The organism is Rhizobium sp. Leaf371 (assembly GCF_001424045.1).
GTDB lineage: Bacteria > Pseudomonadota > Alphaproteobacteria > Rhizobiales > Rhizobiaceae > Ferranicluibacter.
Window position 1 is genome coordinate 247996 of the sequence record NZ_LMQB01000023.1, and the last position, 23938, is coordinate 271933.

The following is a 23938-nucleotide window of genomic DNA, read 5'->3' on the forward strand; positions in this document are numbered from 1 at the left end:
GCCGTCCCGTTGCGCAAGTCTGCCGAACGCACTTAAGCCGATGAGGCAGCGACCTGCAGACGATAAGGACGGCGATGTCCCCGGTCCGAGCTGTCCGCGCCCTAAGGGCTTCGGCTCCAACCCCTTCAAAAGCCGAAGCTCTTGGAAACGTTCCATCGCAAAGACGGTCTGAACGCTCTGACCGCGGCAGGTACGGTGCACGCGTCGGCGGACGCATCTTCATCTCACCCTCTTGTCAGACCCGCCATCTCGCGGCTATCTTCCGTTTACGCGAACGTCAATGAAGAGAGACCGCCATGGCCCTGCCGCCGATCCTTTCGAATCTCCGCCTCCCCGTCGTCGCGGCCCCCTTATTCATCATATCGCATCCCGCCCTCACGATCGCCCAGTGCAAGGCTGGCGTGGTCGGCTCTTTTCCCGCGCTCAATGCGCGACCGGAAGCGCAACTGGACGAATGGCTGGCGATGATCACGGAAGAACTGGCCGCGTATGACAAGGCAAATCCGGATAGGCCGTCCGCACCGTTTGCGGTGAACCAGATCGTTCACCGTTCCAACAAGAGGCTGGAGCACGACCTGATGCTCTGCGCCAAATACAAGGTGCCGCTCATTATTTCCTCGCTCGGCGCGGTGCCGGAGGTGAATGCGGCGGTGCATGGCTATGGGGGCATCGTTCTGCACGACGTGATCCATGACAAGCATGCCCGCTCCGCCATCAACAAAGGTGCGGACGGGCTGATCGCCGTTGCCGCGGGGGCCGGCGGCCATACGGGCGCGCTCTCGCCCTTTGCCATCATTCAGGAAATCCGCAGCTGGTTTTCCGGCCCGCTCCTTCTCTCCGGCGCCATCGCCAACGGCGGCGCGGTGCTGGCGGCGCAGGCCATGGGCGCGGATCTCGCCTATATCGGCTCGGCCTTCATCGCCACCGAGGAGGCGCGGGCGAGCAACGACTACAAGCAGATGATCGTCGACAGCCGGGCGAAGGACATCCTGGAGACGCCGCATTTCACAGGCGTCAACGGCAACTATCTGCGCCCCTCCATCGCTGCGGCCGGTCTCGATGCCGACAACCTGCCGGCTGCAGACGCCGCAGAGATGGATCTCGAGCTCGCCGTCGGCACCGGCGCGAAGGCCTGGCGCGACATCTGGGGCTCGGGCCAGGGCATCGGCGCCGTCACAGCCGTCACCCCGGTCGCCACGCTGGTCGATCGCCTGGAGACGGAATACAACGACGCCCGCACGCGCCTGTCGCTGTAAGCGGCCAGGCATTTCCCGCGAGCCCTGCCCCGCCACCCGCGCGAGTTTTTCGACAACAGGCAAAGAGACCGCTTGAATTCCCCGAGCTTTGCAGGTATCAGCCCCTCACATCACAGGCTGACCTTGGGGTTCGCCGGATAAGCCGCTTTAGCTCAGGTGGTAGAGCACATCATTCGTAATGATGGGGTCGCAGGTTCGAGTCCTGCAAGCGGCACCATTTCTCATTTCCAAAGCGATCCGGTCTCCGGCCCTGCCGCGCGACCGATATGTCGTTTAGAACCTTGCGGGAATTCTCACGCCTTTGGCAGATCCGGCACTGTCCGGTCGGGCCGCGTTGGCCTCTCTATCGCATTCACGACACGTCTCAGTCGATCCACTCGTTGCTGAAGGTCAGGCGCGCGACCGTGATGGTGCGGCCGGTGTCGTCGCGGACGGTCAGGGCGATGGTGCCGTTGCGGGTCTCGGGCATTTCGTCGCGAGCGATATCGCCGAGGATGCGGCCGACTTCCATGGCGACGGAATCGCGCGTGGCGAGTTCCTGGCCCTCATCGTCCAGAACCGGACCGTCTCCATTGTGAAGATCAAAGAAATAGCGGCTCATCACGGGGTCTCGACATTCTCGGCTCAGGCGCGTTCGTGCTGCTAAGTTGCAGATAAAGCTTTTGTTCCGACATCTGAGGATGCTTCTGGTAAAAACGGGGCGCGACGGGCGGCATCTCGTTTTTGCGCTTGCCGTTTTTCAGGCGCCGCTGTTTAGAATGCGGGACCGACGCCGTTTTGCAATCGGGGTCTCGGCTCAGCCGTCGCTTATTCGAGACCCTTGCGGGTGTCCGTGCGGGTTTATCATTGAAGGCCTTGATCGTGATCGACATTCTCATTCGGAACCTCGCCAACCACGACATCGTCTCGGAGGATGAGAAGAGCCTTCTGAGGTCCCTTACCGCCCGCGAGCGCGTGTACGACGTGGATGAGGATCTCGTGTCGGAAAATTCGCGACCGACCTACAGCACGCAGCTGGTCGACGGCTTTGCGGCGCGCTACAAGCTGACGCCGGATGGCACGCGACAGATCACCGCGCTGCATGTTCCCGGTGATTTCGTCGATCTGCACGCCTTTCTCCTGAAGACGATGGACCATGGGATCATCGCGCTTTCCCCGTGCCGCGTGATGCAGATCGATCACGCCGACCTGGAAGTCGTCACGCAGAAGGCTCCGCATCTGACGCGCCTGCTCTGGCTGAAGACGATCATCGATGGCGCGATCCACCGGGAATGGATCGTTGCGATGGGCCGCCGCTCGAAACGTGCGCATCTCGCCCACCTCCTCTGCGAACTGCATATGCGACTGGAGGCGATGGGGCTGACGAAGGATCTCAGCTTCCACTTCCCCCTATCGCAGGGGGAGATGGCGGATGTGCTCGGGCTGTCGCTGGTTCACATGAACCGCACGATCCAGAACCTGCGCAAGGACGGGCTGATCAGCTGGATCAATCACACGGTGACGATCCTCGACTGGGATGAATTGCGCGACATTGCGGATTTCGATCCGACGTATCTCAGCCTGACCGTGGAGCCGCGCTGAGCCGATCTTTCCGGTTTGGCGGCCGGCGCACTCATGTCGGCCAGTACGCATCCGAGCGATAGTCGTCCGGGATGGTCTCAAGGCTGCCAAGCGCCAGTGCGATGGCCATGATCTGCAGATGCCGGATATGGATGTCGCGCGGCATGTCGATGCCGGTGGCAAGCACCCTTGCACGATGACGATCATAGCCGAGCGCCGACAATCGCCGACGTGCCTCGGCGTTCACATCGGCAATGCCGACCGGCGCGTCGTCGCGATCCTCGGCAGCGCTGGTAACAAGTCGCAGCCCCATCTTCCGCCCCAGAGAGTTAACCCGCCGTCATGATGACGGAAACGGGTCAATTCTCAAGTCGCAGAAATGAGGAGCAAAACCTTGGGTATCGTCTCGCCAATCGCGCCTCATCCGGATGCCGCGTCGACGGTTCAGGCCGGCTCGGTCTCCGGCACGTTGCGCCGCAGCTCCTCCAGCCAGAGACGGGCATTGCCGTCGGACGGGGCGCGCCAGTCGCCGCGGGGTGACAGCGAGCCGCCGGAGGTAACCTTCGGGCCGTTCGGAGACGCCGAGCGCTTGAACTGGCTGGTCGTGAAGAAGCGGAACAGAAAGGCCTCCAGCCATTTGCGGATGGTCGCGAGATCGTAGGCGCCACGGCTCTCCTCGGGAAAACCGGACGGCCAGGCACCGGCCTTCGCGTCGTGCCAGGCATGCCAGGCCAGGAAGGCGACCTTGGACGGCTTCAGGCCGAAGCGGGTGATGTAATAGAGCGCGAAATCATGCAAGGCATAGGGACCGATCCTGTCCTCGGTACTCTGGATCGCGCCCGTCTCGTCCGCCGGCACCAGTTCCGGCGAAATCACCGTGTCGAGAACGTCGGCCAGCGTCGCATTGGTGTCAGTGTCGAACAGCGACTTGGCGATGATCCAGCGGATCAAGTGCTGGATCAGCGTCTTCGGCACGGAGGCGTTGACGTTGTAATGGCTCATATGGTCGCCCACGCCGTAGGTGGACCAGCCGAGTGCGATCTCCGAAAGGTCACCGGTCCCCAGCACCAGCGCATCATAGCGATTGGCCGCGCGGAACAGGAAATCCGTCCGCAGGCCTGCCTGCACGTTCTCGAAGGTGATGTCGTAGACCGGTTTTCCCTCGGAATAGGGATGCTTCAGGTCTCTCAGCAGTTGTTCGGCCAGCGGCTTGATGTCGATCTCGTCGGCGGTGATGCCGAGCGAGCGCATCAGCTTCCAGGCGTTCGTCTTGGTCTCGTCCCCGGTGGCAAATCCCGGCATGGTGAAGCCGAGAATACCGGAGCGCGGCAGGCCCAGCTGGTCGAAGGCGCGGGCGGCCACGACGAGGGCATGGGTGCTGTCGAGGCCCCCGGAAACGCCGATGCAGATCTTCTTGATGCCCGTCGCCTGCAGCCGCTTCATCAAACCCTGGACCTGAATATTGTAGGTCTCGTAGCAATCCTGATCGAGCCGCGCGGTTTCGGCGGGAACGAAGGGATAGCGCGAGATGCCGCGCTCGAGCCCGATATCGCCCCGGTTCGGCTCGAACAGGAAATCGACCGTGCGGAAGGTGCGATCCTCGCGGTGCTGGTGGTTGGCGGCATCGTTGAAGGTGCCGGTCCGCAGACGCTCGAGCAGCAGGCGATCGACGTCGATGTCGGCAACGCACATTTGCGGGCCGCTCGGAAACCGCTCGGTCTCTGCCAGGAAGGTGCCGAGTTCGTAGATGCAGGCCTGGCCGTCCCACGCAAGATCGGTGGTGGATTCCCCCGGGCCGGCCGCGGCATAGACATAGGCGGCAAAGCAGCGATTGGACTGGGAGCCCGCAAGCACGCGCCGGGTCTCGGCCTTGCCGACCGTGACGTTGCTGGCCGAGAGATTGGTGAGGATCAGCGCTCCGGCGAGCGCGCCGAAGTCGCTCGGCGATGCCGCGATCCAGACGTCCTCGCAGATTTCGATATGGAAGACGAACCCGCGAACGTCGGTTGCGGAGAACAGGAGGTCCACGCCGAACGGCGCCACCTGCCCGGCGACAGCAATGGTCTCGCCGCGGATATCCCGCCCGGCCGCGCACCAGCGCTTCTCGTAGAATTCGCGATAGTTCGGCAGGTAGCTTTTCGGCACGACGCCGAGGATGCGACCGCGATGAATGGCAAGCGCGCAGTTGTAGAGTCGGCCGTTCTTGGGAATGGGCGCACCGACGAGGAGGACAGGCGACAGCGTGCGGCTTTCCTCCACCAGGCGGGCCAGCGCCATGTCCACCGCCTCGTGCAGCGCGGCTTGCCCCAGGAGGTCGTCGAGCGTGTAGCTCGAAATGCAGAGTTCGGGAAAGACCATCAGCCCGACGGACCGGGCGTCGCCCTGGCGGGCGAGCGCGATGACCTGATCGGCGTTGAAGGCGGGATCGGCAACCTCGCAACGTGGCGTGCAGGCGGCAACGCGCACAAAACCCTGATCATAGGCTGAAAAGAAATTCACCGGCACGCATCCCGTGTTGATCGCTGTCGCCAGCATACTTAAGGCAGTCAGGCGTTCGCGAAAAGGCTCCGCGCCCGCTTTGACGATCTGTCTTGAGCGGCGGCGTGTCAGGCCTGCTTGATCAGCGCGGCTGTCTGGGCTTGTGCCGGCGTCTGCGCCGATACCGTCACGTCATGCAGCCATTCGCGCCAGATCGCGACGATCAGGGCCATGAGCACCGGACCGACGAACAGGCCGAGGAAGCCCATGGTCTTCACGCCCCCCACGAGGCCGAAGAAGGTCGGCAGGAACGGCAACTTGATCGGGCCGCCGACGAGGCGGGGACGGAGCGTCTTGTCGACGATGAAGAGTTCGATCGTGCCCCAGGCGAACAGCGCAAAGCCCGCGACCGGCGCACCGCTCGCCAGCAGATAAACCGAGACGAGCGTGAAGCAGAGCGGCGCGCCACCGGGAATGAGGGCCATGAAGCCGGTGATGATGCCGAGGGTGACCGGCGACGGGACGCCGGCGACCCAGTAGGCGACGCCGAGAACGATGCCCTCGCCGATGGCGATCAAGCCCATGCCGGTGACGGTGGAAGAAATGGTCAGCGGCACGATGCGCGACACGCGCTCCCACCGCATGGGCAGGATCCGCTCGCCAAGCTTGTCCAGTTGCGCCACGAACTTCTCGCCATCGCGGTAGACGAAGAACAGGGTGATGAGCATGAACAGCAGGGTCAGCAGCGAGCGTGCAGCCCCTGCCCCGACGACGAGCGCACCGCGATAGATGCTGCCGATGTTGGAGCCGCTGACCAGCTGCACGAGTTCGCCGAGCGCGCCGGGATGCCCGACATGTTTTGCCCATTGCTCCCCGAGCCACACGCCGCCCAGCGGCAGTTGCAGGACCCAGGCAGGCACATCGGCCCCCACGGAATTGGCCTCGACGGCCCAGCCGACCCAGCCGCGAAACTCGTCCACGGCGTAGATGGCGGCGAATGTGACAGGCGTGACGATGAAGGCGACGACGAGGATGATCGCGATCGTGGCACCGATGGTGCGATTGCCATTCACGGCGATCAGCAGGCGTCGATAGAGCGGCCAGCTGGCAAAACCGATGACGACCGCGGCGAGAACCGGGACGAGGAAGCCATGGAAGAAATAGGCCCCGGCAAGGAGGATGAACACCAGCAGCCAGCGCGCAGCGGATGCGGGGCCGACCAGCGCCGAGCGATCATAGGCCGGACGCCCGAAGAGCCGCGGCTCTGCCGACTGGTTTTCCAATTCGCGATGGCGCACCCGCTACCTCCGTCAGGCTCCCGCCTGCAATTGTCGTGTCCACCCTCTATAACAGCCGAAGGGCGCGCGCGGGATGACAATTGCAAAATCGGCGCCAAAATATGGCGGCGACCGGCTCACGGTCCGGCCGCCACCCCCTCAGGCGGAACGCGAACGGCGTTCCGCGGCCACCGACACCGCAAAGATGCCGATGCCGAGCACGGCCATGACGGCCCCGACGAGGCCGGTCGAGGTCCAGCCGTAGCCTGCGGCGATGGACACGCCGCCGAGCCAGGCACCCAGCGCGTTGGCAAGGTTGAAGGCGGAGTGCATGAGCGCTGCGGCCAGGGTCTGCGCGTCGCCGGACACATCCATCAGACGGGTCTGCATGGCCGGGATCATGAGAAAGCCAAAGCCGATGGAGAGAATGTTGAACGTCGCTATCATGGGGGAATTCATCGTGGCGTAGAACAGCAGGAGAGCGGCCAGATTGAAGACGAGGCCGATGCCGATCGCTTTCAGGAGCGACCAGTCGGCCAGTCGCGCGCCGATGATGTTGCCGAGGATCATGCCGGCGCCGAAGACGGACAGCATCAGCGGCACGCGGGAGAGCGGCAGGCCCGCAACCTCCGTCAGCGCCGGCGTGATATAGCTGAACGTGGCGAACATGCCGCCGGAGCCGATGGCGCAGATACCGAGCGTCAGCCAGACCTGGGGCTTGCGCAGGGCGCCGAGTTCGCGCAGCGGCGAGGATGCGGGATTGCCCTTGTCCCTCGGCACGAAAAGCAGGGTGAGCACGATGGTCAGCAGGCTGATGCCGCCGACGATGGCGAAGGCGGCGCGCCAGCCGAGCGTCTGGCCGAACCATGCGGTCAGCGGCGTGCCGAGCAGCGTCGCGATGGTGAGGCCCATCATGACCCGGCCGATAGCGCGGCCTCGCTGGTGCGGCGCGACCATGCCGGCCGCCACGAGAGCGGCGACGCCGAAATAGGCCCCATGCGGCAGGCCCGCAAGGAAGCGGGCCGTGACCAGCAGGCCGAAGGACGGCACCAGTGCGCTGGCAAGATTGCCCGCCGCAAACAGGGCCATGAGGGTGAGAAGCACGGTGTGGCGGGCGTATCGGGCAGCGACCACAGCGATGAGAGGGGCCCCGACAACGACTCCGAGCGCATAGGCGCTGATGACGATCCCGGCGCGGGGCACCGAGACATCGAGATCCTGCGCGACCTGCGGCAGCAGGCCCATAATCGCAAACTCTCCCGTGCCGATGCCGAAGCCGCCGACGGCCAGGGCGACTTCCGCCATGGAGACCCCGCCGAACCGGGCGATGGTGTGGGACGGAAGCGCTGTTTCGGACATGAGGTAACCTTGCGTCGAGACCGTGTCGGCCCTGTGGGAAAGCGGTTCGGCCGGCGCCACCCGTGGCGGGGCGTGAGCCTTTGTACGAGGGCGTAAACCTTATCGGGCACATCCGCAAAGCTTTGCCCCGTAGACATGCGCTTACGGAAAAGCTCCCATGCCTTTTCAACATGACTTGTTGACGCTTACGTGTAGGTCATATAATTTTGAAGTGACTTGAAGCTGGTGCTGAAGAGCATAGACTTCGACGCAGGCTCACTCGGGAGAAGTGAGATATCTGGAGGAATGCCGGCGGTTTGACGCCAGCTCAGGGAGGACGAACATGCCCGACACGGCCAGCCGGACACAATCGCTGTCACCTCAAAGGCCTTGGCTTGCGTCCTATCCGCCCGGCATGCCCGCCGAGATCGAGGCGAGCCCCTACACGTCCCTCAGCCACCTGTTCGAGATCCAGTGCGAACGGTTTGCCGACCGGCCGGCCTATACCTGCATGGGCACGACGATGACGTTCGCCGCGCTTTCTCGGACGGTAGACGCGTTCGCCGCCTACCTGCAATCGACGGGGCTGAAGCCGGGCGATCGCGTGGCCGTCATGATGCCGAACGTGCTGCAGAACCCGGTTGCCATCTTCGCGATCCTGCGGGCCGGCTTCGTGGTCGTCAACGTCAACCCGCTCTACACGCCCCGCGAACTCGAGTACCAGCTGAAGGACAGCGGCGCGAAGGCGATCGTCGTCCTTGAAAACTTCGCCCATACGGTGGAGCAGGTCGCGCCCAGGACCGAGCTCAGGCACCTCGTCGTCGCATCGATGGGCGATCTGCTCGGCGCCAAGGGCCTCCTCGTCAATTTCATCGTCCGCGCGGTCAAGAAGCTGGTGCCGGCATGGTCGCTGCCCGGCCATGTCCCGTTCAAGACCGCGCTCGCCAAGGGCAAGCGGCTGACGCTTGCCAAGCGCGAGACCAGGGCCGCGGACGTCGCGTTCCTGCAATATACCGGCGGCACCACCGGCATCTCCAAGGGAGCCGTGCTGACGCATGCGAACCTGCTTGCGAATGCGGCGCAGATGACCCTCTGGCTCGAACTGGCCTTCACCAACAAGCCGAAGCCGGAGACCATCGTTTTCCTCTGCGCGCTGCCGCTCTACCACATCTTCGCGCTGACCGTGAACGGGCTGATGGGCCTCGTGCTCGGCGCGCACAACATCCTCATTCCCAACCCACGCGATATACCGTCGCTGGTGAAAGAGTTCGGGAGCCACAAGGTCAACATCTTCCCCGGGCTCAACACGCTGTTCAACGCCCTCCTGAACAATGCCCCGTTCCGCGCGCTCGACTTCTCCTCGCTCGTGCTGACCTTCGGCGGCGGCATGTCCGTCCAGCGGCCGGTGGCCGAGCGGTGGGAGAAGGTGACAGGCTGCCCGATCAAGGAAGGCTACGGCCTGTCGGAGACCTCGCCCGTCGCAACCGCCAATCGTCTCGACCTGCCGGACTTCACCGGCACCATCGGCCTGCCTTTGCCATCGACCGAGATCGAGATCCGCAACGAGGCTGACGAAAACGTGCCGATCGGCGATGTCGGCGAGATCTGCATTCGCGGGCCGCAGGTCATGCCCGGCTACTGGAACAAGCCCGAGGAAACCGCGCAGGCAATTTCGAAGGACGGCTTCTTCCGGACCGGCGACATCGGCCGCATGAGCCCGGAGGGGCTGATCAAGATCGTGGACCGCAAGAAGGACATGATCCTCGTCTCCGGCTTCAACGTCTTCCCGAACGAGATCGAGGAAGTGGTCATGTCGCATCCCGGCGTACTGGAGTGCGCGGCCATCGGCATTGCCGATGCGCATTCCGGCGAAGCGGTGAAGCTGTTCGTCGTCCGGCGCGACCCCGATCTGACCGAAGCCGAGATCCGCGCCTATTGCAGCGACAAGCTGACCAACTACAAGCGGCCGCGCAGCATCGAATTCCTCAACGACCTGCCGAAGTCCAATGTCGGGAAGATCCTGCGGAAGGACTTGCGCAGCTGACGAGGCCGGGAGGGCGTGATCCCTGTCACGCCTATCGGGACTTTCCATGTCCGGCTGCCCGTTAAATTCGGGTGCCGAGGCTTGATTTGCGGTGACCAAACGCACTAGCTATCGCGGCTAATAAAAACCCATTGAAAGCATGTCCGGACGAGCGGCCCGAGGCCTTCACCGGAACTGCCCGAGGAGCCGATGATGAAAGCGCTGGTCGAAGAGCTGAAGAGCACCGCCACCGAAACAGACGCCACCGATATTCGTGCAGCCTTCGCCGGCGATCCGCAGCGCTTCCAGCGCTTCTCGGTAACGCTCGATGATATTCTGTTCGACTATTCGAAATGCGCCGTCAACGAGCGGGTGCTGGACGGTCTGGAGGCGATCGCCAAGGCCGCCCGTGTCGCCGAGAAGCGCGACGAGATGTTTGCCGGCAAGCCGATCAATTTCACCGAAGGCCGCGCCGTTCTTCATACGGCTCTGCGCAACCGGTCGAACACGCCTGTCATGGTCGATGGCCGGGACGTGATGCCGGATGTCAACGCCGTGCTCGACGCGATGGGCACCTTCTCTGACAAGGTTCGCAGCGGCGAACTGACGGGCGCGACCGGCAAGAAGATCACCGACGTCGTCAATATCGGCATCGGCGGCTCCGATCTCGGCCCGGTGATGGCGACGCTGGCGCTGGCGCCGGAGCATGACGGCCCCCGCGCCCATTTCGTCTCCAACATCGACGGCGCTCACATTGCCGACACATTGAAACTGCTCGATCCGGAAACATCCCTGTTCATCGTCGCGTCGAAGACGTTCACGACGATCGAGACGATGACCAACGCCCAGACGGCGCGCGCCTTTATCGCCAAGGCGCTTGGCGAAGACGCCGTCGGCCATCATTTCTGCGCGGTCTCCACGGCGCTCGACAAGGTCGCCGCCTTCGGCATCGCCAGCGACCGCATCTTCGGCTTCTGGGATTGGGTCGGCGGACGCTATTCCATCTGGTCGGCGATCGGCCTGCCGCTGATGATCGCCATCGGCAAGGAGAAGTTCGGCGAGTTCCTGGCCGGCGCCCATGCGATCGACGAGCATTTCAAGTCCGCGCCGTTGCGGCAGAACCTGCCGATGCTGCTCGGCCTCATCGGCTACTATCATCGCAACGTGCTCGGCTATCCCTCCCGCGCCATCCTGCCCTACGACCAGCGCCTGTCGCGCTTCCCGGCCTATCTGCAGCAGCTCGATATGGAATCGAACGGCAAGGGCGTGACGCTCGACGGGACGCCGGTCGAGGGCAATTCCGGACCTGTCGTCTGGGGCGAGCCGGGCACCAACGGGCAGCACGCGTTCTACCAGCTGATCCACCAGGGCACGACGGTGATACCGGCCGAGTTCATGATCGCGGCCAACGCACATGAGCCGACCCTGCGCCACCAGCACGACCTCTTGATCGCCAATTGCCTCGCGCAGTCGGAAGCCCTGATGAAGGGGCGGACGCTGGAAGAGGCGAAGGCCCAGCTGACCGACAAGGGCATGGACGATGCCAAGGCCGATCACATCGCGCCGCACCGCGTCTTCACCGGCAACCGCCCCTCGCTGACGATCGTCTATGATAAGCTGACCCCGTTTGCGCTCGGTCGCCTGATCGCGCTCTACGAGCACCGGGTCTTCGTCGAAGGCGCACTCTTCAACATCAATTCCTTCGACCAGTGGGGCGTGGAGCTCGGCAAGGAACTGGCGACCGGCCTGCTGCCCGTCGTGGAAGGCAAGGAAAGTGCCGAAGGCCATGACAGCTCGACCGTCGGCCTCGTCAAGGCACTGCTTGCCGCCAAGAACTAAGACCGCGCGCGACAGCGGGATGTGTCTTGCTTGAGAAGGATCTTCCCCCACGGGGGAAGATCGCATTGTCATGAGCCGCCCCGAGGCGAAAACTGTTGCCGCTTGGCGACACTGGCCGGGTTTCGGCGGACTTACCTTTCATTCCGGGAAACGTGATCGGATCACGCCTTGTGCCCGTGCCGTCGGGGAATAGAGATCAGGGCTCACCGGGGCACTTTTCATGACACCGACCGATATCGCCGATCCCTTCTCGCGCCGCACCTTCCTGCTCGGCGCGCTTTCCACGGCCGCAACGCTGGCGGGGTGCACGACCTCGACGGGCGTGCGCACTCCGCCGGTCCCGCCCGTGATCAGCCGTCCGATCCTGCCGCCGACGGACGAAGAGCTCGCCGTGATGTACGGCCCGGTGGAAGATGACGGCATCCTTATCCCTGCCATCCCCTATCGCGAGATCGATCCGCGCTTCTATCGCCAGCGCGTCGCCAACACGACCGGCGAGCCGGACAATACCGTCGTGGTGGATACGCCCGGCCGGTTCCTGTACATCACCGAGCCCGGCGGCACGGCCATGCGCTATGGCGTCGGCATCGGCCGCGAGGGCTTTGCCTGGCAGGGCGAAGGCATCATCCACTGGCGCCAGCACTGGCCGCGCTGGAAGCCGCCGAACGAAATGGTCGCGCGCCAGCCGGAGCTTGCCCGCTTCTCCATCGAGAATGGCGGTATGGAGCCGGGCCTGAAGAACCCGCTCGGCGCCCGTGCGCTCTATATCTTCCAGAACGGGCAGGACACGCTGTATCGGCTGCATGGCAGCCCGGAATGGCGCTCGATCGGCAAGGCCGTCTCGTCCGGCTGCGTCCGCCTGATCAACCAGGACATCATCGACCTCTATGCCCGCGTGCCCTACCACGCGCGCATCGTCGTGCATCAGTAAGTTCGGCCTCGGCGCGCCTGCAAGGGTGGGCGCGCCGTCCGACGTCTACCTAAAGGCCGATCTCGTAAGCCCAGGGCGGATTGGCACCGGCACGAGAGACCGTGACGGAGGCGGCCTTTGCGCCGAGTGCAAGCGCCGCCTTGATGGCATCGTCGCTCAAGGTCGCCACGGCGTCCTTCGTCAGCAGATTGTTCATCTTCAGCGACGCAAGGATGCCGGCATCGAACGTATCGCCGGCACCGACCGTATCGACCACCGTCACCTTTTCGCCGGGCACCGACACCTTGCCGCGCACCGTATAGGCGTCCGCGCCCTCGGCACCCTTGGTGATGACGACGAGTTTCGGGCCACGGGCGAGCCAATGGCCGACCAGCGTCTCGTGATCGCCCTCTTCGCCAAACCAGTCGAGATCCTCGTCCGAGAACTTGACGATATCCGACATCGCGGCCATGCGCAGCATGCGCGCCTTATGGGCTTCGGCATCCTTGATGAAGCCGGGACGGATGTTCGGATCGAAGGAGATCACGCGCTTCTTGTGCTCGCGCGTCATCAGCGCCTCATAGGTCGAGCCGCACGGCTCGGGGATGAGGCTGATGGCACCGAAATGCAGGGCTTCGCAGAAATCGCCGAGCGCCGGCAGATCGGCTTCCGTGATCATGCGGCCGGCGCTGTTCTCGTCGAAGAAGGCGTAGGTTGCCGAGCCGTTGACCAGTTTCACGACGGCGAGCGTCGTGTGCAGATCGGACGTGGCCGACGGGGCGAAATCCACATTGCTGCTTTTCAGCGTGTCGCGGAGGATATCGCCGAACATGTCGGTCGAAAGACCGGTGAAGAAGCCTGTGGGAATCCCGAGGCGCCCGAGCGCGATCGCCGTGTTGAAAATCGCGCCGCCGGCATAGGGCGCGAATGCGGGTTCGCCGAGCGTGGATTGGCGCGGCAGCATATCGATCAGGGCTTCGCCGCAGCAGATGATCATGGGGCTTCCTCTTCGGACTGTAAGCGTTACGAGATTTGTTTGCCGGCCAAAAACGGTCGTCGTTGGGCCTCAGCCCGCCAATGCGGAAATGCCGCCGTTGCGGCCCGACCATTCGAGCGGCGCATCGAGGAAGGCCTCGACGCTGGCCAGCGTTTCCGGATCGAAAAGCTTGTCCTCGCGGGCGACGGCCAGCACGTTGCGCCAGGTCGCGATGTTGTGGAGGGTGATGCCCTTCTTGCCCATATTGGCCCGGCCTTCGGGAAAGATATCGTAATAGAACAGCGCCATGCCGTGATCGACCACGCCACCGGCCGCGCGAATGGCATCGATGAAGGTGAACATCGAGACGCCCGCCGTCGTCAGGTCCTCGATCACGAGAACGCGGGCGCCTTCGGGCATGTGGCCCTCGATCTGGTTGGTGCGGCCATGGCCCTTCGGCGCCTTGCGCACATAGATCATCGGCAGCGCCAGACGCTCGGCCAGCATGGCGGCGAAGGGAATGCCCGCCGTCTCGCCTCCGGCGATCACGTCGAACCGTTCGAAGCCCGCCTCGCGCATGACCGTGACGGCCGCAAAATCCATCACGGCGGAGCGGATGCGCGGATAGGAGATCAGCTTGCGGCAGTCGATATAGACCGGGCTCGCCATGCCGGAGGCAAGCTTGTAAGGCTGATCGGCCCGGAAGTGCACCGCCTTGATCTCCCACAGCATTTTCGCCAGCAGCTCGGCCATCACGGCCTTATCGGGGAAGGATGCGGGGATCATGATGCGGTTCCTCTTGATCGAAGGCTGAGAGCGAGGCGGCTGACAATCCCGTGTCAGGACCTCTGCTCGCAGAAGGTGATACGGTTGGCGAAAGGGTCGGTGACCGTGACTTCGAGGCCCCACGGCGCGGTCTCAAGGCCGGGGTTCATATAGGCATAGTTGCGGCCCGAAAGCTCGGCCTGCAGCGCCTTGGCATCGCCAATGGGCACGAAGATGCGGGTGCCGGGCGTCGTGTCGCCTGCATGTTCGCTGAGGTGGAGGGTCAGCCCTTCGCGGGAGATCTGGGCGTAGAGCGGCGCTCCCTCGGAAAAACGGTGTTCCCAATCCAGCTTGAAGCCGAGAAAGCCCAGATAGAACTCCATCGCCTTCTCCACCGAGAAGATCCGGAAGATCGGGATCGCCGGCTTGATCCCGACGGGCGCGCGCGCGTCAGCCATGCGTCGCCTCCACGGCCCAGTGCAGCGGGAACATCGGGTCGAACACGGTCACGGGACCTGCGCCCGTCTCGATCTTTGCAGGGTATTCCACCGGCGCGCTACGGCGGGTGAGCGTGACCGTCTCGTCGTTGACCGGCAGTCCGTACCAGGCGGGGCCATTGCGGGATGCGAAGGCTTCAAGCCTGTCGAGCGCATTTTCCTGCTCGAAGACATGGGCAAGGCAGCTCATCGTGTTGACCGAGGTGTAGACGCCGGCGCAGCCGCAGGCGCATTCCTTCAGCGGATCGACGTGCGGGGCGCTGTCGGTGCCGAGGAAGAAGCGCGCATCCCCCGAGGTCGCGGCCTTGCGCAAAGCCAAGCGATGCACTTCGCGCTTGGCGACGGGCAGGCAGTAATAATGCGGACGGATGCCGCCGACGAGAAGCGCGTTGCGGTTGATGATCAGGTGGTGCGTGGTGATCGAGCCGGCGAGGTTCCTGTCGGCGCCCTGGATGTAATCGACGCCGTCCTGCGTCGTCACGTGTTCCATCGTCACCTTCAGGTCCGGAAGGCGGCGGCGCAAGGGGTCGAGGACGGTTTCGATGAACACGGCCTCACGGTCGAAGATATCGACCTCCGGGGTCGTCACCTCGCCATGAACGCAGAGCGGCAGGCCGATCTCGGCCATTTTTTCCAGCACCGGCATGACGTTTTCGAGATCGCGAACACCGCCATGGGAGTTCGTCGTGGCACCGGCGGGATAGAGCTTGACCGCATGGATCAGCCCGCTTGCCTTGCCCAGGGCGACATCCGCCGCGTCCGTCTGCTCGGTGAGGTAAAGCGTCATCAACGGCTCGAACCGGTCGCCTGCAGGCAATACCGCGAGAATGCGGGCGCGATAGGCCTCGGCATCGGCCGTGGTCACCACGGGGGGCACCAGATTGGGCATGATGATGGCGCGGGCGAAGTGGCGGCTGGTGTCGGGCAGGACGCCCCTCAGCATGTCGCCGTCGCGCAGATGAAGATGCCAATCGTCGGGCCGGCGGATGGTGAGGGTTGTCGTCCGGTTGTCGCTCATCGTCTGCCTCTTTTCCTGCCGATATCCGCGGACCCTTCAAGGGGGCCGGGACGATCTGCATCGCTTCCGTGGCCGTGCGCCCTGCTGCAAGGCTCGGGGCTGTCCGTTCCCGTTTGCTTCATCGGGCCGCCGATGACAATGGCCTGATCGCCTCCGCGATCACGGCTGCTCGAAAACCTCCAGCATGACATCGGCAGGCCTCGAGCCATTGCAGATACGCTCTCCATTCGGCAGATCGTTGCCGTAGAGTTTCCAGCGGATCGCCTCTTCGTCGAGACCGTAATGGATCCAGCGCTGGCGCAGGCGCTCTTCGAGCACGGCATAGGTCGGGCCGACGAAGATCGTGAGATCGAAGAGCGGTGCAAGCCGGGTCCACGGCGCCTCGTCCAACAGAAGATAATTGCCTTCGGCGAGAATGAACCGCGTCTCGGGCGAGATCGGGCGGGCGGAGGCGATGGCGATCTCGCGCGCGCGGTCGAAGACCGGCACGAGCACCTCCTCGCCGCCGCGGCGCACGGCCGTGACGATATCAAGAAAGCCGCGCACGTCGAAGGTTTCGGGTGCGCCCTTGCGCTTCAGGAGGCCGCGTTCCTCCAGAATTCCGTTGTCCATGTGAAAGCCGTCCATGGGCAGGACGGCCGATGTCTCGCCGCGCCCGGCAAGCTCGGCATGAAGCGCATCGGCGAGCGTCGATTTGCCGGACCCCGGAGGGCCGGCGATGGCGACGACGAAGCGGGCGGCACCGGCCGCCCGATCGAGAACGAGATCGGCGATCTCGCCGACGGTTCGCGTCATGCCGCCAGCGCCTCGCGCGGGGGCTCCTTGGCGCCGGTCATGAAGGCCACGGCATCCGACATCGTATAGTCCTTCGGATTGATGACGCAGAGACGCTTGCCGAGGCGGTGGATGTGGATCCGGTCGGCGACTTCGAAAACATGCGGCATGTTGTGCGAGATGAGCACGATCGGCATGCCGCGCGAGCGCACGTCGAGGATCAGTTCCAACACGCGCCGGCTTTCCTTGACGCCGAGGGCCGCGGTCGGCTCGTCGAGAATGACGAGCTTGGAGCCGAAGGCCGCGGCACGGGCCACGGCAACGCCCTGGCGCTGGCCGCCCGAGAGTGTTTCCACGGCCTGGTTGATGTTCTGGATGGTCATCAGGCCGAGTTCGGACAGTTTGTCGCGCGCGAACTTTTCCATCGCGCTCTTGTCGAGCATGCGGAACACCGAGCCGAGAACGCCGGGTTTGCGGATCTCGCGGCCGAGAAACATGTTGTCGGCGATCGACAAAGCCGGAGAGACCGCGAGATTCTGGTAGACGGTCTCGATGCCGGCCTTCTGCGCCTCGATCGGCGACTTGAAGCTGATGACCTGGCCGTCGAGACGGATTTCACCCTCGTCGGGCTTGATCGCGCCAGAGATCGCCTTGATCAGCGAGGACTTGCCGGCACCGTTATCGCCGATGACGGCGAGGATCTCGCCCTTGTGCAGATCGAAATCCGCATGATCGAGGGCTGTGACCCGGCCATAGCGCTTGACGAGGCCGCGGCCGGTGAGGATGGGAGCTTCGGAATAGGAGGGCGCATTCATCAGCCGGCTACCTTTCTGATCCACTGGTCGATTGCTACGGCGGCGATGATGAGAACGCCGATCATGAGATAGGTCCATTGCGGATCCGTGCCGACGAGGCGCAGGCCCAGCTGGAAGACGCCGACGATGAGCGCCCCGAAGAGCATGCCCATGATGGAGCCGCGTCCGCCGAAGAGCGAGATGCCGCCGATCACGACGGCCGTGATGGACTCGATGTTGGCGAACTGGCCGGCCGTCGGGGAGACGGAGCCGATGCGGCCGATGAGGGCCCAGCCGCCGAGCGCGCAGATGACGCCGGAAATCGTGTAGACGGACAGCAGCATGCGCTTGACGTTGACGCCGGCGAGCTCGGCCGCCACCGGATCGTCGCCCACGGCGTAGAGATGCCGGCCCCAGGCGGTCTTGTTCAGCACGTACCAGAGCAGCATGACGAGCAGGATCATGGCGAAGACGCCATAGGTGAACACGGCACCGCCCAGGCGGACGGGTTCGGCGAAGAACTTGAGAAGCGGTGCGGTCGCCTCGATATCCTGGCTGCGGATGGTCTCGTTGGCCGAATAGAGGAAGTTGGAGGCAAGGATGATCTGCCACATGCCGAGCGTGACGATGAAGGGCGGCAGCTTCATGCGGGCAACCAACCAGCCGTTGATCGCGCCGCAGGCGGCGCCGACGGCAAAGCCGCAGAGGATGGCGAGTTCCGCCGGAAGACCGTAGCGGAACACGAACTGACCCATGACGACCGACGACAGCACCATGATGGCGCCGACCGAGAGATCGATACCGGCCGTCATGATGATCAGCGTCTGGGCCGCACCGATGATACCGGTGATGGCGACCTGCTGCAGGATCAGCGTCAGCGAGAAGGCGGAAAAGAACTTGGATCCGAGGATCGAGCCGAAGACGACCAGCGACAGCACGAGCACGATCAAGGGCACGGCCGATGGCCGCGAATGCAGGAAGTGCTGGAAGTGCTGGACAGGTGTCTTGCGGTCCGTGTCGAAAGACGCAACCGTCTTGGAACTGCCGGACAGGACGGACTCGAAGTCCTGCGAGGGCCGCGCAGCGGCTGTTGGCTCGCTCATCAATATATCCTCCGCTTGGCGGCCTATGCGGACGACCTCGAAGAGGAGGCTACCACAGGCCGGGCGCTTCGTCGGGATGACGGGTCAAGTTGTCTTGGTTTGAAACAAGGCGGTTTTGAAAAAGGGCGGCCGAAGCCGCCCCTCGCCTATCGCATCGAAGGCAGGGCTCAGCCCCAGCACTTGTCCGTGCCGGCCTTGATGTCGATCGATTCGACGCCTGTGGCAGGCTTGCCGGTGACGAGCGAGACGCCCGTGTCGAAGAAGGCCTTGCCGGGGGTCGGCTGCGGCTTCTCACCGGTTTCGGCGAACTTCTTGATGGCCTCGACGCCGAGGGCCGCCATCTGCAGCGGGTACTGCTGCGAGGTCGCGCCGATGACGCCGTCCGCAACGTTCTTGATGCCCGGGCAGCCGCCGTCGACGGACACGATCAGCACGTCCTTCTCGCGGCCGACGGCCTTGAGCGCTTCGTAGGCACCGGCAGCGGCCGGCTCGTTGATCGTGTGGACGACGTTGATGGTCGGATCCTTCTGGAGAAGGTTTTCCATGGCGGTACGGCCGCCTTCTTCATTGCCGTTGGTGATGTCGTGGCCGACGATGCGGGCGTCGTCCTCGTCACCGATCTTGTTGGGGTCCTTCGGATCGATGCCGAAGCCCATCATGAAGCCCTGGTCGCGCATGACGTCGACGGAGGGCTGCGACGGGGTCAGGTCGAGGAAGGCGACCTTGGCATCCTTTGCAGCATCGCCGAGGGTTGCGGCAGCCCACTGACCGATCAGCTTGCCGGCGAGCAGGTTGTCGGTGGCGAACGTCGCATCGGCGCTGTCGGCCGGCTCGAGCGGGGTGTCGAGTGCGATGACGAGAAGGCCGGCGTCGCGCGCCTGCTTCACGGTGGGGACGATGCCCTTGGTATCGGAAGCGGCGATCAGGATACCCTTGGCGCCATCGGCGATGCAGGTTTCGATGGCTGCGACCTGGCTTTCGCTATCGCCGTCGATCTTGCCGGCATAGGCCTTGAGCGTCACGCCCAGTTCCTTGGCCTTGGCTTCGGCGCCTTCCTTCATCTTGACGAAGAAGGGGTTCGTATCCGTCTTGGTGATCAGGCAGGCGGTCACGTCGGCAGCCTGCGCCGAGCCCGCGAAAACGACGCCAAGCGCCAGCGCGCCGAGACCGGCGGTTACAAGGTTCTTCATGGATATCCTCCCAAGGATCAAATGGTGAGCCGGGTTCCCGGCCCGTCAGGCTTCGCGATCGTTACGTCCTCCGCAATGAAACCGCGCTTCCGTTAGCCAGAAAACACCAAACATATTTGCCTGTCAATAACTAAATCAAATTGATTTATTAAAATCCTGTGGCATTCTCTGCCCGTTGACTGTGCAAACGCATGCCTCGCATGCAGAGAAAAGCGCGGGAACGGTTCCGGCATCGCGCCGGAATGGGAGGACGAGGAATGACCGACTTTAGCGAGCAGGAGACGCTGCCCGTCATGCCCGACGTCGTGGATCCGGCGGGCGGGGCGAACCAGACGCGGGTGCGCGCGCATAACGAGCGCCTGGTCATGTCGCTGGTGCGTCGTCACGACGGACTGTCTAAGGCGGATATCGCCCGCCGGTCGGGCCTGTCGGCGCAGACGGTGTCGGTGATCATGCGGGCGCTGGAGAAGGACGGACTGCTGATCCGCGGCGAGCCGACGCGTGGACGCGTGGGCCAACCCTCGGTGCCCATGCATCTCAATCCGTCGGCCGTTTTCTCTTTCGGCGTCAAGATCGGCCGGCGCAGCGCCGACCTCATCCTGATGGACTTCGTGGGAAAGATCCGCCTGAACCTGCACCAGCCCTACCGCTACCCGATGCCGGAGGAGATCCTCGCCTTCGTTACGGATGGCGTCGCGAAGCTTGAGCGCATGCTCGGCGCCGACGAGCGCTCACGCATTGCCGGCATCGGCATCGCCACGCCATTCGAACTCTGGAACTGGGCGCCGGAAGTGGGCGCGCCGAGCGAGGCCATGGAAAGCTGGCGGCATTTCGACCTTCAGGCCGCCGTGTCGGAGCGCACCGCCTACCCGGTCTACCTGCAGAACGACGCAACCAGTGCCTGTGGGGCGGAGCTGGTGTTCGGCGTCGGCGCGAATTATCCGGATTTCATCTATTTCTACATCGGCTCGTTCATCGGCGGCGGCATCGTGCTGAATTCCGCATTGTTCTCGGGCCGCACGGGAACGGCGGGCGCGCTCGGACCTCTGCAGGTTCCGGGACCGGACGGGCGCACGCAGCCGCTTCTCAAGGTCGCCTCGATCTTCGTGCTCGAAAACATGCTGCGGGAGCGCGGTATCGATGCGCGGCCGCTCTGGTATTCCGCCGAGGAATGGATCGATTTCGGGCCGGCGCTGGAGGACTGGATCGTCCAGACGTCCGAAGCCCTCGCCCGGGCCATCATCTCGGCCGCGTCGATCATCGATTTTGCCGCGGCCGTCATCGATGGCGGATTTCCCGACTGGGTGCGCGCGCGCATCGTTGCCGCCACGCGCACTGCCGTCCACGACCTCGACCTGCAAGGCGTGATCGTGCCCGATATCATCGAAGGCGCCGTCGGCTCCGAGGCCCGCGCCATCGGCGGGGCGAGCCTGCCGCTGTTTTCGCGCTATCTTCTCGACACCAATATTCTCTTCAAGGAACCTGCCTGATGCTCAAAGGTCTTTCTCCGCTCCTGAGCCCCGATCTGCTTGCCACTCTGCGCGCCATGGGCCATGGCGACGAGATCGCCATCGTGGATGGCAACTACCCCGCGCTCGAACATGCCCGCCGCCTGATCCGTCTCGACGGCCATGGCGTGGTGCCGGTGGTCGATGCCATCCTCAGCGTCATGCCGATCGACGATTTCGTGGAAGAAGCGATCTTTCGCGCGACGGTGAAGCAGGACCGCGATGCGCTCGACCCCGTCCATGAGGACCTGATCGCCTGCTGTGCCCGCCATGAACCGGAAAGAGCCGTGGTTCCCTTGCTCGGGCCCGATTTCTATCCCCGCGTCAAGGCGGCGCATACCGTGGTGCAGACCAGCGAGCCGCGCCTCTATGGCAACATGATCCTGCGCAAGGGCGTGATCTATCCCGCGGCGTGATGCGTCCTTCGAGAAACGCAAAAAACCCGCCGGACGTTGGTCCGGCGGGTTTTCTTGGGCGAAAAAAGACGATCAGGCGCGGCGTGCGTCGACCGACAGCGCGCCGGGGCCGAAGGCTGCGAGCACGAGGAAGCCGCCAGCCATGGCGAAATTCTTCTGGAAGTTGATCATCTGGTTCATGTCGGCAAAATTGAAATGCGCGATGAACGCCGTGGCGATGCAGAAGGCGGCGAGGACATAAGCCGTCGGGCGCGTGAGGAATCCGACGAGAATGAAGATGCCGCCGACGAGTTCGACAAGCGAGACGACGACGGCCGTGACCATCGGCACCGGCAGGCCCGAACCGGCGAAATAACCGGCCGTCCCCTCCAGATTGCTGATCTTGCCGAAGCCGGCCAGGATGAAGATGATGGAGAGAAGGATGCGTCCGACGAGGACGATGGCACTGCTGGACATAGGTTGGGCTCCGTTGAGGAAGGCGATAGGGAAGCTTTAGCAGCAATAAGCGCCGAACATAGCCTGCGGCGCAACGACACATCGTCAACGGTTAGCGAACGATAACCCGGCATCGTCAACTGCCCATCACCTGCAACCGTCTGCAGGCGACGGGGCGTCTGAGACGCTGTCGGCTTCGTTCTGAACCCGTCAAACCCTAGCGGATCTCGCCCGCCTGCGGGCCCCAGGTGTCGGTGAGGGCGAAACCGTCGGCCAGCGGGTCGAAGGGATCGAGCGCGACCTGGTGGAGGCCGAAGGTCCAGCCACGGCCGGAGATCGTCGGGATGATGGCCGGGCGGCCGGCGACCTCGGTCACGCTGTCGAGCCCGACTTCGAATTCCGAACCGATGATCGAGCGGGATTTGAACACATCGCCGGGCTTTGCAAGGCCGCGGGCGTGAAGGGTCGCGAGGTTGGCGGAACTGCCGGTGCCGCAGGGGGAGCGATCGACACGGCCCGGCCACATCGTCGTGCAGGTGCGCACCGTGCCGTCGGCTTCCGTGCTGCGGAACATGACATAGGCGACGCCGGAGATCTCCGGGATCTCGGGATGGACCGTCGGGATGGTGCGGTTGACGATGTCCTTGATGATCATGCCGGCTTCCACGATCGCGCGGGCATTGGCCTTCTCGATCGTCGTGCCGATCTGGTGCACGTCCACCAGCGCATAGAAGATGCCGCCATAGCAGAGATCGACCTTGATCGTGCCCCATTGCGGGGTTTCCACCTCGACATCCAGCGCCTGGACGAAGGACGGGGTCATGGTCAGCTTGACGCGCTCGCAGCGGCCATCGCGGCAGGTCGCCGTCGCCTTGACGAGACCGGCGGCGGTATCGAGCATGACGACCGTTTCCGGCTCCTTCATCTCGACGATGCCGGATTCGAGCAGCGCCGTGGTGACGCAGATGGAATTGGAACCGGACATGGCATGCGCCTGATCCGCCTGGAGGATGATGAAGCCGGCATCGGCTTCGGGACGCTTGGCCGGCACCAGCAGATTGACCGAGCCGATGGAGGCCGCGCGCGGCTCCAGGCAGAGGAACCGCCGCAGGCTGTCGTCCACGGTGTTGATGTGATGCAGCTGCTCGGCGATCGTGTTGCCCGGAATCTTCGGCACGCCGCCGATCGCGACCTTGCCGATCTCACCTTCGCAATGAACATCCAGCAGCTGGATCGTGCGCTTCCATCTCATCGGTGCAATATCCTCTCATGCCGCAGGTTCAACAGCTGGCGACAAAATGTGTACAGGCTCGTTTACGCCTGTTCGCGGCCTTTGCCTAGGGCTTCCTTCATCTCCGCTCGCCCTCTCTGTCGGACCGTCCCCTTGTGACGGGCACATGGCGCGCGAGGGTTTTGCGTGGTAGAGATCGAGCATGATGCCTGCCGTTCCCACCGAAGATTTCGACTGCCAGAGCTGTGGCGCCTGCTGCGCCTATTCTGAAGACTGGCCGCGCTTCTCGATGGAGAGCGAGGAGGAGCTTGCCCGGATTCCGGAGGCGCTGGTTTCCGCCGATCTCGGCGGCATGCGATGCGAAAACGACCGATGCGCTGCGTTGTCCGGCGTGCTGGGGCAGCATGTCGGTTGCGGCATCTACGCGGTCCGGCCGATTGTCTGCCGCACCTGCATGCCGGGCGACGACGAGTGCCTGACGGCCCGGCAGGCATTGTCGGCGCATGTCCTGCTTTAGGCGACCTCGCGTTTCGTGGTGAACCTCAGGTGA

General features: G+C 64.0%; 22 protein-coding genes, 1 tRNA gene and 1 pseudogene. 9 read left to right on the plus strand and 15 right to left on the minus strand.

From position 1 onward, the window contains the following. The first annotated feature begins 296 nt into the window (after nt 1-296). Nucleotides 297-1256 (plus strand): nitronate monooxygenase family protein, encoded by a 960-nt coding sequence (locus tag ASG39_RS11885; protein ID WP_062595203.1) that lies wholly within the window; start codon nt 297-299, stop codon nt 1254-1256. A 141-nt stretch (nt 1257-1397) separates the two neighbouring features. Beyond that, nucleotides 1398-1473, plus strand: a tRNA-Thr gene (locus ASG39_RS11890). 147 nt (nt 1474-1620) lie between these two features. Here ASG39_RS11890 and ASG39_RS11895 read toward each other — a convergent pair. Beyond that, entirely contained in the window at nt 1621-1857 is a 237-nt protein-coding gene (locus ASG39_RS11895; RefSeq protein WP_062595204.1) for a hypothetical protein, read from the minus strand. Between the two features lie 260 nt (nt 1858-2117). On the opposite strand from ASG39_RS11895, the gene ASG39_RS11900 reads away from it, so the two are divergent. Beyond that, on the plus strand, nt 2118-2837 hold the full coding sequence (locus ASG39_RS11900) for a Crp/Fnr family transcriptional regulator (protein WP_062595569.1): 720 nt from the start codon (nt 2118-2120) through the stop codon (nt 2835-2837). Between the two features lie 31 nt (nt 2838-2868). Here ASG39_RS11900 and ASG39_RS11905 read toward each other — a convergent pair whose 3' ends face one another. From ASG39_RS11905 to ASG39_RS11920, 4 genes are all read right to left on the minus strand, one after another. Continuing rightward, entirely contained in the window at nt 2869-3129 is a 261-nt protein-coding gene (locus ASG39_RS11905; RefSeq protein ID WP_062595205.1) for a hypothetical protein, read from the minus strand. Nucleotides 3130-3260: 131 nt separating this feature from the next. Continuing rightward, on the minus strand, nt 3261-5315 hold the full coding sequence (locus ASG39_RS11910; RefSeq protein ID WP_062595570.1) for an NAD(+) synthase: 2055 nt from the start codon (nt 5313-5315) through the stop codon (nt 3261-3263). Nucleotides 5316-5422: 107 nt separating this feature from the next. Next, entirely contained in the window at nt 5423-6592 is a 1170-nt protein-coding gene (locus ASG39_RS11915) for an AI-2E family transporter (protein ID WP_062595206.1), read from the minus strand. Between the two features lie 138 nt (nt 6593-6730). Further along, nucleotides 6731-7930 carry an MFS transporter gene (locus ASG39_RS11920; protein ID WP_062595207.1) on the minus strand — a complete coding sequence of 400 codons (1200 nt, stop codon included), beginning with the start codon at nt 7928-7930 and terminating at the stop codon, nt 6731-6733. Between the two features lie 322 nt (nt 7931-8252). On the opposite strand from ASG39_RS11920, the gene ASG39_RS11925 reads away from it, so the two are divergent. From ASG39_RS11925 to ASG39_RS11935, 3 genes are all read left to right on the plus strand, one after another. Further along, on the plus strand, nt 8253-9953 hold the full coding sequence (locus tag ASG39_RS11925; RefSeq protein ID WP_062595208.1) for a long-chain-fatty-acid--CoA ligase: 1701 nt from the start codon (nt 8253-8255) through the stop codon (nt 9951-9953). Nucleotides 9954-10145: 192 nt separating this feature from the next. Next, complete coding sequence (gene pgi / locus ASG39_RS11930) at nt 10146-11771, plus strand: glucose-6-phosphate isomerase (RefSeq protein WP_062595571.1); 1626 nt, start codon at nt 10146-10148, stop codon at nt 11769-11771. A gap of 220 nt (nt 11772-11991) precedes the next feature. After that, entirely contained in the window at nt 11992-12702 is a 711-nt protein-coding gene (locus ASG39_RS11935) for a L,D-transpeptidase (protein ID WP_062595209.1), read from the plus strand. A 49-nt stretch (nt 12703-12751) separates the two neighbouring features. On the opposite strand, the gene ASG39_RS11940 is transcribed toward ASG39_RS11935, so the two are convergent. From ASG39_RS11940 to ASG39_RS11975, 8 genes and pseudogenes are all read right to left on the minus strand, one after another. Then, nucleotides 12752-13678 (minus strand): carbohydrate kinase, encoded by a 927-nt coding sequence (locus ASG39_RS11940; protein ID WP_062595210.1) that lies wholly within the window; start codon nt 13676-13678, stop codon nt 12752-12754. A gap of 69 nt (nt 13679-13747) precedes the next feature. Beyond that, nucleotides 13748-14443: an orotate phosphoribosyltransferase gene (locus tag ASG39_RS11945; RefSeq protein WP_062595211.1), complete on the minus strand. Its 696-nt coding sequence runs from the start codon at nt 14441-14443 to the stop codon at nt 13748-13750. A 53-nt stretch (nt 14444-14496) separates the two neighbouring features. Beyond that, a pseudogene (locus tag ASG39_RS11950) lies at nt 14497-14865 on the minus strand (glyoxalase superfamily protein); the annotation flags it as partial. Nucleotides 14866-14872: 7 nt separating this feature from the next. Next, on the minus strand, nt 14873-15937 hold the full coding sequence (pyrC, locus tag ASG39_RS11955; protein WP_062595212.1) for a dihydroorotase: 1065 nt from the start codon (nt 15935-15937) through the stop codon (nt 14873-14875). Nucleotides 15938-16096: 159 nt separating this feature from the next. Next, nucleotides 16097-16732: a nucleoside triphosphate hydrolase gene (locus ASG39_RS11960; RefSeq protein ID WP_062595213.1), complete on the minus strand. Its 636-nt coding sequence runs from the start codon at nt 16730-16732 to the stop codon at nt 16097-16099. Next, nucleotides 16729-17526 carry an ATP-binding cassette domain-containing protein gene (locus tag ASG39_RS11965; RefSeq protein ID WP_062595214.1) on the minus strand — a complete coding sequence of 266 codons (798 nt, stop codon included), beginning with the start codon at nt 17524-17526 and terminating at the stop codon, nt 16729-16731. Before ASG39_RS11965 ends, ASG39_RS11960 begins: the two co-directional genes overlap by 4 nt. Then, nucleotides 17526-18608, minus strand: a complete 1083-nt coding sequence (locus ASG39_RS11970; protein ID WP_062595215.1) for an ABC transporter permease — start codon at nt 18606-18608, stop codon at nt 17526-17528. Before ASG39_RS11970 ends, ASG39_RS11965 begins: the two co-directional genes overlap by 1 nt. 167 nt (nt 18609-18775) lie before the next feature. Further along, nucleotides 18776-19798: a sugar ABC transporter substrate-binding protein gene (locus ASG39_RS11975; protein WP_062595216.1), complete on the minus strand. Its 1023-nt coding sequence runs from the start codon at nt 19796-19798 to the stop codon at nt 18776-18778. A gap of 257 nt (nt 19799-20055) precedes the next feature. Between ASG39_RS11975 and ASG39_RS11980 the strand changes: the two genes are divergently transcribed. Both ASG39_RS11980 and ASG39_RS11985 read left to right on the plus strand, forming a co-directional pair. Next, nucleotides 20056-21288: an ROK family transcriptional regulator gene (locus tag ASG39_RS11980; RefSeq protein WP_062595217.1), complete on the plus strand. Its 1233-nt coding sequence runs from the start codon at nt 20056-20058 to the stop codon at nt 21286-21288. Beyond that, on the plus strand, nt 21288-21722 hold the full coding sequence (locus tag ASG39_RS11985) for an RbsD/FucU domain-containing protein (RefSeq protein WP_062595218.1): 435 nt from the start codon (nt 21288-21290) through the stop codon (nt 21720-21722). Before ASG39_RS11980 ends, ASG39_RS11985 begins: the two co-directional genes overlap by 1 nt. A gap of 72 nt (nt 21723-21794) precedes the next feature. Here the strand turns inward: ASG39_RS11985 and ASG39_RS11990 are convergent, their stop codons facing one another. Both ASG39_RS11990 and ASG39_RS11995 read right to left on the minus strand, forming a co-directional pair. Beyond that, nucleotides 21795-22178, minus strand: coding sequence for a DoxX family protein (locus ASG39_RS11990; RefSeq protein WP_062595219.1), 384 nt, complete (start codon nt 22176-22178; stop codon nt 21795-21797). Nucleotides 22179-22374: 196 nt separating this feature from the next. Further along, a complete protein-coding gene (locus tag ASG39_RS11995) occupies nt 22375-23409 on the minus strand; it encodes a proline racemase family protein (RefSeq protein WP_062595220.1) in 1035 nt (344 codons plus the stop codon). Nucleotides 23410-23590: 181 nt separating this feature from the next. Between ASG39_RS11995 and ASG39_RS12000 the strand changes: the two genes are divergently transcribed. Further along, complete coding sequence (locus tag ASG39_RS12000; protein ID WP_062595221.1) at nt 23591-23905, plus strand: YkgJ family cysteine cluster protein; 315 nt, start codon at nt 23591-23593, stop codon at nt 23903-23905. The last annotated feature ends 33 nt before the right edge of the window (nt 23906-23938 follow it).